The organism is Sphingopyxis granuli NBRC 100800 (genome assembly GCF_001591045.1).
In the GTDB taxonomy this organism is placed as follows: domain Bacteria; phylum Pseudomonadota; class Alphaproteobacteria; order Sphingomonadales; family Sphingomonadaceae; genus Sphingopyxis; species Sphingopyxis granuli.
The window spans coordinates 21,202-27,831 of sequence record NZ_BCUA01000052.1 but is presented as its reverse complement, the minus strand read 5'-3'; the positions used below and the strand labels follow the sequence as shown (position 1 = coordinate 27,831).

Below are 6,630 nucleotides of genomic sequence, written 5' to 3'. Positions count from 1 at the left end.
AGACCGTCTGATGGCATCATGCGCCTAAAGCCACAAAGGCCATAATTGCGGCGGCGCGTGCGGGGCTTTTGCGGCTTTAGCGCCTTCGCCGCTGCGGGACGCCAACGGTCCGCGCATCGCCACCGCCTTGCCCGCCCGGCCCGGCACCGCTAACGCGCGCGGCATGACGGCTTATAAATCTGGCGATCCCACCACGCTCAACCGCCTCTACGGCCGCGCCAAGGGCAAGCCCCTGCGCGCGGGCCAGCAGGATCTGGTCGACCATCTGCTGCCGCAGATCGCGGTGCCGGCGGAGGGGCCGGTGACCGCCGAGCGCCTGTTCGGTTTCGACCGCCCGCTGCATTTCGAGATCGGCTTCGGCGGCGGCGAGCATATGGCGGCGCGGGCCGATATGCTGCCCGATCACGGCTTCATCGGCGCCGAACCCTTCCTCAACGGCGTCGCGCAGGCGCTCGTCCACGTCAGCGGCGATCCACATCTCGCGGGAAAGGGGGGCACGCATCCGCCGCTCGCCAACGTCCGCATCCATCATGGCGACGCGCTGGAGGTGCTGCGCCGCGTTCCCGACGGCGCGCTGTCCTTCGTCTACCTGCTCCATCCCGACCCATGGCCGAAGGCGCGGCACGCCAAGCGGCGGATGATGAACGATGGGCCGGTCGACCTGATCGCGGCCAAGCTGAAGCCCGGCGGCGAGTTTCGCTTCGGCACCGATCACCCGGTCTATCTCGCCCACGCGCTGATGGTGATGCGCCGCCACCGCCACCAGTTCGAGTGGCTGGCGCGGACCGCCGACGATTTCCTCGTCCGCCCCGGCGGCTGGCCCGAAACGCGCTACGAGGCCAAGGCCCGCGCGCAGGGGCACGAGGTCTGGTATTTCCGCTGGCGGCGCAAATAGGGCGGTTGCAGCAACCGCATCCGGCCTCAGAAATTCAACCGCAGCCCGGGCCGCGGCCACGTGAGGCGATAGACGCGGCCGGTCGCGGACGCCGTGACATAGGCATGCCGCATGTCGCTGCCGCCAAAGGCGATATTGGTGATCGCGGGGTCGAGGTCGGACAGATCGACGAACCCGATCCTCTCGCCGTCGGGGCCGACGATCGCGATGCCGGCCTTCAGCAGCGTGCCGATGCACAGATTGCCGTTCGCCTCGACCGCCATGCTGTCGTAATAGGCATAGCCGGGCTCGGCGCACAGGAAGTTGCCGCCGCCCGCGCCCATGAAGGTGCGGCCGCCGCGCAGCACCCCGGGGCGCTCGACTTCCCACCACCAGGCGCGCGCGGTCGCCGTCTCGGTCGCATAGAGGCGGTCGCCGGCGGGGGAGAGCGCGATGCCGTTCGGCTGGTCGAGCGGTTCGGCCACCGTCCGCGCGCCGGCACCGTCCACATAGCATATGCGCCCATGGTCGCTGTGATGCCGGTGATGCTTTCCGGTATCGGTGAAATAAAAGCCGCCCGCCGAATCGAAGACAATGTCGTTCGGGGCCGACAGGGGGCGGTCGTCGACCGCCGTCAGCAGCGTCTCGACCCGTCCGTCCGCGATGTGGAGCCGCTGGATGGACCCGCCCGCATAGTCCGCCGCCGCGCCGATGGGCACCGCCCATCCGTCGCTCTCGGCCCATTGGTAGCCGCCGTTGTTGCAGAGGATCAACGCGCCGTCGGGGGCCAGCGCCGCGCCGTTGGGGCCGCCGCCGACCTTGGCGATGACCTGCTTCGTCCCGTCGGGCGCGATGCGCGTCACCTGCCCGTGGCGAATCTCGACCACCGCGAGCGAGCCGTCGGGCAGGATCACCGGCCCTTCGGGAAAGCCCAGACCCTCGGCGACAAGGACGGCCTCGACGGTCAATAGAGATCGAGCACCGTCGTCTGGCCCAGCTCGCCGATGATGACCGTGCGCAACTGGTCCATATGGTCCTCCCACACCGACTCGGCGCGCTTCGGCTTGTGCGCCGCGATCGCGTCGACCAGCGCCCGATGGTTGGACAGCGCCTGCTGGTTGAGCGCCAGCTGGTCCGGGCGCGACCTGCTGAGGAAGCGTTCGACATGGCGGAGGAAGATGTCGTCGAGCATGCTGACGATCACGCCCAGCGCGACGTTGCCGGCACGTTCGACCAGTACCCGGTGGAAGTCGGCCGTGGCGCGCCCGAAGCGCGCGAAATCCTCGATCACCTCCGCCTCGTGGGCCAGGTGATCGCGCAGCGTCTGGATATCGTCGGCGGTCGCCGAGGCCGCCAGCCCCGCCGCCAGACGCGGCTCGATGAACGAGCGGGCGTCGAGCACCTCGGCCAATGTCGCGCCGCGGAACTGAAGCAGGAAACCCAGGGTGCGGGCCGCCGAATCCTCCTGCGGCGGACAGATTCGCACGCCTCCCTTGGCGCCCCGAAGCACGCGCACCAGCCCTTCGGATTCGAGCAGGCGGATCGCTTCGCGCAAGGTCGGGCGCGAGACGTCGAACTGCGCCATCAGGTCCGCTTCGGCGGGGAGCAGGTCGCCCTCCTTCAGGTCGCCCAGGACGATCCGTCGCCGGATGGCCTGCGCGATGATCTCCGCCGCCTTGGGAATTCGCACGGGCGACATCCCATCCGTCATCTTCTGCCCCTTCAACGCCTTGCCCCGCGTCCCTTCGCGACCGCTTTCCATTCCGTTCTTAGCCATCCTCCCCGAGGAAGTCATCCAATGGACTTGATCTCCATAATCAGTTTGATAATTTATACGAAATGAAAAGCCAATGGGAAACTGGCCCTATTTCCTCGCACCGCATCAGGACCGGAAAGCGCCGTCGACATAGATCAGCGGGCCGACCTCTCCCGCGATCCGCACATCGATCACCCGGCCGATGAAGATGCCGTGCGTGCCATAGAAATGCGCCTGTTCGAAAGCGCAGGCGAAGCTGGCCTGCGCGTCGCCCAGCACCCATCCGCCGTTGGCCGCCTGCCGCCAGTCGCCCTCCGCAAAGCGCGCATCGCCCGCCGCGCCGCCCGCGCACCGGTCGGCGATCGCCCGGTGCGAGGCGTCCAATATGTTGACGCAGAAATCGGCCCCATCTTTCAGCAGGGGGAACATCGACGCCGAGCGGTTGGCGCAGACCAGCAGCGACGGCGGGTCCAGCGACAGTTCCGAAACCGCGGTCGCGGTCATGGCCGCGCGCGTGTCGCCGCGATGCGCGGTGACGACCACCACCGCCTTGGCGAGCCGGCGCAGGCCCAGTTTCAGCGCACCGGCAATATCGCCCGCATCGGGCAGAACGGCGTTCGTCAAATCCTCTCTCCTCTTCCATCCCGTCCGCGGCGTGCCATCCTTTCCGGAGGCACGCCGCGCATCGGCTTCCCAGCAAGCGCCTCAAAAAGGTTGCTTTCCACAATCAGTTGTATAATTTATATGTAAATAGAAAAAAGGGAAGGTCTTGCGAGAGGGCGATCATCATTGCGATTTTCTGGTGCTCGGCGGCGGCGCGGCCGGGTTGACCGGGGCGCTGGCCGCGCGCCTTGCGGGGCTCGACGTGCTGCTGGCAGAGAAGGAGGCTTGGCTCGGCGGCGCCACGGCGCTGTCGGGGGGAACGGTCTGGCTGCCCGCGAGCCATGTGCTCGAACGCGCCGGCGTCGCCGATTCGTGCGAGGATGGCCTGCGCTATCTGGAGGCGCTGGTCGGGCCCGGCCGCGACGAGGTCGACCGGGAGCGCATGAAGATATTCGTCCGCGAAAGCCCCGCCTTCGCCCGTTTTCTCGACGATCAGGGCCTCGCGCTGCGCCACGCGCGCGGCTGGTCGGACTATTATGCGGAACTGCCGGGCGGGCGCGAAGCGGGCCGCACGCTCTATTGCGACGCGCTCGACCTGCGCGCGCTGGGCGAGGCACAGGAATGGCTGGCGCCGGGGGCGCTCTTCTCGGCCGCCCATTCGGTCGAGGTGTCGACGATGGCGCTCGGCATACGCTCGCTGGCGGCGGCACGCGCGGCGCTGCGCGTCGCGGCGCGATCGGCGAAGGCGCGGCTGACCGGCGCCCGGCCCGCGACCCGCGGCAAGGCGCTGATCGGCCGCCTGCTGCTGGCGGCAAGGCAAAGCGGCGTCGCCGTCTGGCGCAGCACGCCCCTCGTCGAACTGATCGTCGAGGACGGCCGCGTCGCCGGTGCGGTGCTCGACCGCGACGGCAAGCGGGTCCGGGTGATCGCACGCCGGGGCGTCCTGCTGGCGACGGGCGGCTTCGCCCGCCATGCGGGCCTGCGCCAGATCCATCAGGCGCCGGTCGGCGTCGATGCGACCATGGCGCCGGCCGGCGACATGGGCGACGGCATCCGTGCCGCGGCAAATGCGGGCGCCGAGATGGCGATGATGGACCAGGCGTGGTGGGTTCCGGGCACCAAGACGCCCGCCGGTCCGATGGTCCATGTCTGGGATCGCTGCTTTCCGCATTCGCTGGTCGTCGACGTCGCGGGCGAGCGCTATATGGACGAGGCCGGGCCCTATATGGAGGTCGGCCAGCGGATGATCGCACGCCACGCCGCGCTGGGCACCGATCACAGCTGGCTGATCCTCGAAAGCCGGCATCGCAGCCGGTACGCGTTCGGAATGGCGCCGCCGATGGTCACCCCGTCCGGCTGGATCGAAAGCGGCTATCTGATCCGCGCTGGTTCGGTCGACGAGCTGGCCGAAAGAACGGGCCTTCCCCTCCAGCGGCTGTGCGATACCCTCGACCGTTTCAACGCCGGCGCGCGCGCGGGCCGCGACGACGACCATGGACGCGGATCGAAGGCGATCAGCCGCTATTACGGCGACCGCCGGGTCCGGCCGAACCCCAATCTGGGGCCTGTCGAACAGCCGCCTTTCTATGCCGTCCGGCTCTATCCGGGCGATGTCGGCACCGCGGGCGGGGTGCGCACCGACCTGCACGGCCGCGCGCTCGACCCGGCGCTGCGCCCGATCGCGGGGCTCTATGCGGCGGGCAACAATGCCAGCGGCATCTTCGGCCCCTGCTATCCGGGCGCCGGCGCCTCGATCGCGCCCGGCATGCTCTTCGGCCGGCGGGCGGCCCTCCACGCGGCGCAGGGAGGCGCGGAATGAGCGGCGACAGGACGAAAAGCATCGAATCGACATCGGCTGGCCCGATAACCGTCTATCGCGCCGGAAGCGGCGATCCGGTCGTGCTGCTGCACGGCAACGGCCATTCGGTGCACGAGTTCGAACGCAGCTTGCCCTTCCTCACCCCCCGCTTCGCCCTGATCGGCTGGGACATGCCCGGCCACGGCGCATCGAACGAAGCCGATGCGGCCCTGTCGATCGACGAACGCGCCTCCGTGCTGGGCGAGATACTGGAGCGTCAGGCCATCGGACCCGCGGTGCTGGTCGGCAATTCGATCGGCGCCTTCATCGCGGCGGCGCTGGCGGCACGGGCGCCGGAGCGCGTGAAGGCGCTGCTGCTCGTCGAGATGCAGGTGCGCCCGCGCTCATGGTGGGATGCGGCATGGCCGCTGGTCGACCGGATGTTCGGCACGCCGCAGCAGGATTTCGACACGGTGCAGGCGCGCCTCTGCTCGCCGCTCGACGCCGACCTGCTGGCGCGCTGGAACAGCGACCGTGCGCGAGCAGGCGCCGGGGCGATGATCGCCGCGATGGAGGCGATCCGCGCGCATGACGTCATGGCGACGCTCGCGGCGCTGACCGTCCCCACCCATTTCCTGTTCGGCGAAAAGGGCCCCGCCGCCGAATGCGCCCCCGCCGCGCGCGACTGCGTCGCCCATGCGACGAGCGAGATCGTGCCGGGGGCCGGGCATTTCGTGTCGATCGACCAGCCCGCCGCATTTGCCGCGACCGTGGAGCGCGCGGCGCAGGCGCAAGGAGACTGCTGATGGCTTTCGATTTCCTCGGTTTCCCGGCAGGCAGTTCGGTGATCGTCACCGGCGCCGCCAGCGGTATCGGCGCCGCCACGGCGCAAATGCTGTGCGAAGCGGGACTGACGGTGATCGGGGTCGATATCGACGCCGACCGCCTGCACGGCCTCGACCTCGGCCCGGCCTTTCACCCCCATGTCTTCCACACCGGCGAACCCGAAACCGTGGCGACGCACATGGCGCGGATCGCGGTCGAACATGGTCCGATCCTGCATCTGGTGAACAATGCGGGACCGCCTTCGTCGCTGCCGCTGACCATCGAGGAAGGCCTGGCGCAGACGGCCGGCAGCGTGCAGCGCGTCACCGCCGCCTGGGCGGCCGCGCTGCCCGAACCGGCCGCACACGCCAGCCTGGTCAATGTCGCATCGGTCGCGGGAGCGATCGCGGGGGGACCGCCGCCCTCGCTGGTTGCCGGGCGCGGCGGCGCGGCGGAGAATGGCTGGTATCCCGCCGGCAAGGCCGCCATCGCCGGGATGACCCGCTGGCACGCCGTGTCCGCGGCCGGCCGCTATCGCGCCAACGCCGTTGCCCCCGGCATCACCCGCACCCCCCGCCTCGGCGACATCACCGCGGGCGCCTATGGCCGCGACGTTCTTGCGCGCACGCCTCTGGGCCGGCTCGGCGAGGCGGAGGACATGGCGCGCGCGATCCTGTTCCTGCTCAGCCCGGCGGCGTCCTTCGTCAACGGCCAGACGCTCGTCGTCGACGGCGGCGGCGGCCTCGCCTTCTGACGCCCCGCCTTTTCTCCCGC

General features: G+C 69.7%; 7 protein-coding genes. 4 read left to right on the top strand and 3 right to left on the bottom strand.

Translation table 11 applies throughout. From position 1 onward, the window contains the following. The first annotated feature begins 163 nt into the window (after positions 1-163). Positions 164-895, top strand: a complete 732-nt coding sequence (gene trmB, locus SGR02S_RS12685) for a tRNA (guanine(46)-N(7))-methyltransferase TrmB (protein WP_067110331.1) — start codon at positions 164-166, stop codon at positions 893-895. 26 nt (positions 896-921) lie between these two features. Here trmB and SGR02S_RS12680 read toward each other — a convergent pair whose 3' ends face one another. From SGR02S_RS12680 to SGR02S_RS12670, 3 genes are all read right to left on the bottom strand, one after another. Then, complete coding sequence (locus SGR02S_RS12680) at positions 922-1,842, bottom strand: SMP-30/gluconolactonase/LRE family protein (RefSeq protein WP_067110328.1); 921 nt, start codon at positions 1,840-1,842, stop codon at positions 922-924. After that, positions 1,839-2,585: a FadR/GntR family transcriptional regulator gene (locus tag SGR02S_RS12675; RefSeq protein WP_076078102.1), complete on the bottom strand. Its 747-nt coding sequence runs from the start codon at positions 2,583-2,585 to the stop codon at positions 1,839-1,841. Before SGR02S_RS12675 ends, SGR02S_RS12680 begins: the two co-directional genes overlap by 4 nt. Before the next feature lie 171 nt (positions 2,586-2,756). Beyond that, positions 2,757-3,254, bottom strand: coding sequence for a flavin reductase family protein (locus tag SGR02S_RS12670; protein ID WP_244858090.1), 498 nt, complete (start codon positions 3,252-3,254; stop codon positions 2,757-2,759). A 145-nt stretch (positions 3,255-3,399) separates the two neighbouring features. Between SGR02S_RS12670 and SGR02S_RS12665 the strand changes: the two genes are divergently transcribed. Genes SGR02S_RS12665 through SGR02S_RS12655 form a run of 3 tightly spaced genes read left to right on the top strand, consistent with a single transcriptional unit; the run spans position 3,400 to position 6,610 of the window. Further along, positions 3,400-5,052, top strand: coding sequence for an FAD-dependent oxidoreductase (locus tag SGR02S_RS12665; protein WP_067110322.1), 1,653 nt, complete (start codon positions 3,400-3,402; stop codon positions 5,050-5,052). Next, positions 5,049-5,837: an alpha/beta fold hydrolase gene (locus SGR02S_RS12660; RefSeq protein WP_067110319.1), complete on the top strand. Its 789-nt coding sequence runs from the start codon at positions 5,049-5,051 to the stop codon at positions 5,835-5,837. The genes SGR02S_RS12665 and SGR02S_RS12660 overlap by 4 nt, the downstream gene beginning before the upstream one ends. Continuing rightward, positions 5,837-6,610 carry an SDR family NAD(P)-dependent oxidoreductase gene (locus SGR02S_RS12655; RefSeq protein ID WP_067110316.1) on the top strand — a complete coding sequence of 258 codons (774 nt, stop codon included), beginning with the start codon at positions 5,837-5,839 and terminating at the stop codon, positions 6,608-6,610. Before SGR02S_RS12660 ends, SGR02S_RS12655 begins: the two co-directional genes overlap by 1 nt. Positions 6,611-6,630 lie beyond the last annotated feature (20 nt).

Bases quoted from the DNA above. Each gene is read 5' to 3' on its own strand.
- trmB (WP_067110331.1), top strand. From the start codon at position 164: ATGACGGCTTATAAATCTGGCGATCCCACCACGCTCAACCGCCTCTAC.
- SGR02S_RS12675 (WP_076078102.1), bottom strand. From the start codon at position 2,585: ATGACGGATGGGATGTCGCCCGTGCGAATTCCCAAGGCGGCGGAGATC.
- SGR02S_RS12660 (WP_067110319.1), top strand. From the start codon at position 5,049: ATGAGCGGCGACAGGACGAAAAGCATCGAATCGACATCGGCTGGCCCG.
- SGR02S_RS12655 (WP_067110316.1), top strand. From the start codon at position 5,837: ATGGCTTTCGATTTCCTCGGTTTCCCGGCAGGCAGTTCGGTGATCGTC.